Here is a 4,270-nt window from a genome sequence, read left to right as displayed (position 1 = left end):
AAAATTTGGTGAGGTGTCCGAGTGGCTGAAGGAGCACGCCTGGAAAGTGTGTATACGGCAACGTATCGAGGGTTCGAATCCCTCCCTCACCGCCAAATATAACCCGTTGAATTTCAACGGGTTTTTTCATTTCTAGACTTACGTGATTTTTTTCCTGGATCAACTGGGTGGAACAATCATGTATCTGAGTAAAAATGCCTCCGGCACCTACTACACTCGTCTCCCGCTGCCTAAGTCATTACGTGACCGTGGCTTGCCCTTCGCTATCCGTACTTCCCTTTGCACCAAAGATCGTCAGCTCGCCGTAGACCGAAACCTGGCTGTGGCAGCTCGCACTCGCGCACTGATCGCGGCTACCCCTGCGGATACTGCTCCCCGCAGCTTCTATCGCTGGATCCGCGCCGATCTAGACGCGTTCAAAGCAGCGGGGTTCATCCCTCCTCAAACACCTTCCACACCTCGTGAACCTTCTGTTGATGCCCCAGCTTGCCCCAGCAGTGGGATCATGCTCACCCACGCATTGGCGAGATTCATCGAGACTAAAACCAGTGAGGGGATCCAGCATAGGTCGGTGGGCCAGCTCCAACTTCGGATCAACGCCTTCGTCACCTGGGCCAAAGGGGTTAAAGTCGATGAGGTGACGCCCGCTCTGGCGCAGGAGTACCGCAACAGCTTGCTGCGCAAGACCAACCTCAGTTTCAAAACCAAAGGAGATTACCTCGCCGCCCTGAAACAGTTCTTCCGTTGGTGCGTGGCGCTGGACTATTGCAGCCGTAACCCTTTTGATGGGTTGACGGCAGGCAAGAAGCCGCACAAACGGGCGGATGAGGAGCGAGTGCGCTGGCATCGCCCTCAACTGGCTCAGCTGTTTGCCAGCCTGCGCAGCAAACAATCCCAGAAAGGCAAAAAATTGAGAGTTCAAGACTGGTGGGTGCCCCTGCTGTGCCTGTATGCCGGGCTGCGACCCTCTGAGGCCTGTCAGCTCAAAACTCTGAACGTCAAACAGGTCGAGGGGATTTGGTGTCTGATGGTTGATGCGGGAGAGGTGGATCAGCAGCTCAAGAGTGCCAATGCGTACCGTACCGTGCCGCTACATAGTGCGTTGATCGGACATCAATTCCTGGACTATGTGGAGAGTCGTCGCGGTCAGGGGCAGGTATTTTTGTTCGACGACAAACCATCAGGCAAAGACGACGACTGGGCGCATAACATCACCTGTCGCTTCCAACGCCACCTCAATGAGGCTGGCATCGTAGGTCAGGGCCGTCCCACGCTTTACGGGCTGCGGCATACCTTCATCGATGAGTTACAGCAGGCGGATGTCGCTGAGCATGTTGTAGCCGAACTTGCGGGACACAGTAAAAACGGCCTGACGTTTGGCCGCTATGGCAAACGTGTGAACATTAGGCTGCTGAATGAGAAAATCCAATCCCTTCCTACCGACCTGATACCCCACCACCTGCTGTCAGGGGGAAAATCACCGTAAAGATGACGCATATTTTTTGGGTAACAGGGCTGTCTCCCCCCCATGAAAAAACCAATATGAGGCATTTCTCGGCGGTTTAATGGGGCGGGCATGGCCCTATCTTCATGATTTATAATGATTTTAAGCACATTGGAAAATATTTAAAAAACCTAATAAAAATATGTTGACATTTCTTTTTCTTTGTGGGTTATTTTCATTGACGAGTGGTCCTCAATCGTTGTAGTATGCTGATAAAGCTGCTAACAAGGACATAACAACGACAGTAAACACGAAGGATCGAAACGAAATGAATATGGCGTAGAACACACCGACACGTTTATCTCGTTCAAACAAGGGTTATCACCCCTTCAGATTTAAAAAATACCACCAATATCACAGCTATCTTCGATACGCTGAACGGGTTTTTATTACCCAAATTCGGGTGAAGTGAATAACACATGGTATTTGCTTGATGCAATGTTGAGTAAAAATCTGACGGGAACATTTGATTATATCGATTAAATGACATCAGCTATCGCTAATGTATACTTGGCATTTGACAAATTAACAGGATTTTGAGGTGAAACTTATCTGTTTATAGCGTCACAGAGTAATTTATATCGCTGTTTTTAGGTGCACTATTACCCTCTCGGTATCGATGCGTGAGCATCACGTTTTGCTATTGCTGTTTTTGTAATTGAAGGAGTATTTATAACTGTAATGAGGGTAATTATGAACAAACAAACCAATAAAAGGACCGTTCAAAAACAAAAAACTAAACACAACACTGTGCGTTCAGTCATTGTTGATGAGCATTCACTGGCGGCAGCCATTCGTCAGCACCTGGAAATCAAAAAATACCAGTATGCGCAGACAACCTATGACATTTCGAAGCGTAAAGCAGAACAGTTGATAAAATGGATTGGTGATAAACCGCTGACGTCATATCGTGCGAGTGACATTGAACTACTCGTAGTGAAATTTTGCAACAAAAAATATAAAGGAAATACCATTAACCAATATTTGGATATATTGAGACAAGTCTTTGCACGAGCTGTCAGCGATGGTGTTATTCATACCAGTCCAATGGATGGCATTAAAAAATGTAAATTTGAGGTGGACGAACCTGATCCATTTTATCAATACGAAATTAAGGCATTTCTCGCCCTGAAAAGCACCCATTTGCTGGAGGTGTCACTCATCCAACTCGGTATCTCTACGGGTCTGCGCATCAGTGAGTTAATGGCGGTCAGTGCGGAGGCGGTCAATCTCGACAAGCAGACCTTATTGGTTGACCTTGCGTTGGTTGATGGGCAGTACAAAACGCCCAAAACCAGGGGATCTATTCGCACGATAGAGCTGTCAGAACAGGCTGTTGGATCTCTCAAAACCTTGATGAGGCTAGCGGAGCATCGTAAGGCTAAGAAGATTACGGTCACGAGGTCGGACAATCGCACTCAGATGAGTGAACAACGCACCCTGCTGGCTTACTACAACGCCAAAAGGCGCAGTTATGCCTCGGTTGATGAGTTCCGTGAGCGGTTTTTCAGGCCGTTCTGTCAGGCTGCTGGGGTGCGTTATCGGGGGCCATCTCAATTTCGGCACACCTATGCAAGCCAACTGCTCTCGGCGGGGATCAGCATCGAGTGGATAGCCCGTCAGATGGGGCACACCGGTACAGAAATGGTGGTACGCCATTATGGCAAGTGGTTGATGGAGGACGCCCCTGATTATAGGGGTAGGGCTGACACGGTATTTAATGCCTGTATGGCTGGTCAGCAGGCTCAAGTTACTGTGCCGAGCTGTAATCAAAAAACTGAAGATAAAAACACAGAAAGCGAATTCGATGTCGACGCATTACTGGCAACTCCTGCTGTCATGCAGAGATTGATGAGTGTTTTAATGCAGCGAATTTCTGTGGCGCAGTAAATCACTGTCTACATCACGCATTCAGCATTAATTTAAAACTAAATCGCACCTTTAATAAAGGGATCCACGTCGTGGGTGGGGAAATCCTGCCCACTATCTAAAGAAGGCGTTATTCAAGCGCTCTGGGAGATGACCGAATGGCTACACAGGCAACGGAAAAGGAATATGAAAGACTGGCAAAAAATCATTATGAAATCCTAAAGGAAAAGGGCCTTAATATCACAGCAAAAAACATTGCGGATGAATTGTTGGCTCGCGCTTCAAAATGCAGTCCTGGCTATTGGCGAAAACTGCGCTGTGCACTGGTATATCATCAACAATTGTTGAATTTTCCCGACGCGGCCGAGCGAATTCAGGCCCTGAGTAGGCCAGATATACCGGTTAAGGCAAAACAAAAAAGAGTTAAAAAGGTCGATAATGATGATCTCGTTGCACTGATTCAGTATTTTAAGGCGCGTAATGACAGCGCTATGTTGGCGGCCATATTGTTGTTTATGCGCGCGGGGATAAGACCTGCTGAACTAGCCACCATAACTGCGCAGGGTAATCGGCTCACCGTTATCGGAGCCAAAAAAAGTCATGATGGCAAACGTGGTGCAGATAGGGTCTTACAGTTTGACACGCTGTCGCCAGAGAAATTGCAACTCATGGTGACCGAGGCAAAGAAAGCAAAAATTGGCTCATTGCAGGACAGGCTGCGTGCGGCGGGCAAAAACCTCTGGCCGGCGCGAAAATCGCTGCCGACCTTTTACAGCTGGCGCCATCAGATGGGCTCTGAGCTCAAAGCGTCTGGGCTCGACCGGCAGCGCATTGCCTACATCATGGGTCATCAGGCAACGTCTTCTGTGGACAAATACGGCAATCGTAAATCCGCTA

General features: G+C 48.3%; 3 protein-coding genes and 1 tRNA gene. All 4 read left to right on the top strand.

Annotated elements, in window-relative coordinates; all coding sequences use genetic code 11:
• The first annotated feature begins 7 nt into the window (after positions 1–7).
• A tRNA-Ser gene (locus OKC31_RS21360) sits at positions 8–95 on the top strand.
• Positions 96–178: 83 nt separating this feature from the next.
• Positions 179–1,486, top strand: coding sequence for a site-specific integrase (locus OKC31_RS21355; RefSeq protein ID WP_223953347.1), 1,308 nt, complete (start codon positions 179–181; stop codon positions 1,484–1,486).
• Positions 1,487–2,197: 711 nt separating this feature from the next.
• Complete coding sequence (locus OKC31_RS21350; protein WP_234568594.1) at positions 2,198–3,394, top strand: tyrosine-type recombinase/integrase; 1,197 nt, start codon at positions 2,198–2,200, stop codon at positions 3,392–3,394.
• 137 nt (positions 3,395–3,531) lie between these two features.
• Positions 3,532–4,270: site-specific integrase (locus OKC31_RS21345; RefSeq protein ID WP_270657725.1), on the top strand; the 739-nt coding region annotated here is incomplete at its 3' end.

The sequence above is a fragment of the Aeromonas sp. Y293-4 genome (genome assembly GCF_027705905.1).
GTDB lineage: Bacteria > Pseudomonadota > Gammaproteobacteria > Enterobacterales > Aeromonadaceae > Aeromonas > Aeromonas veronii.
The sequence above is the reverse complement of the archived record's forward strand: the minus strand, read 5'-3'. Positions and strand labels throughout refer to the sequence as shown.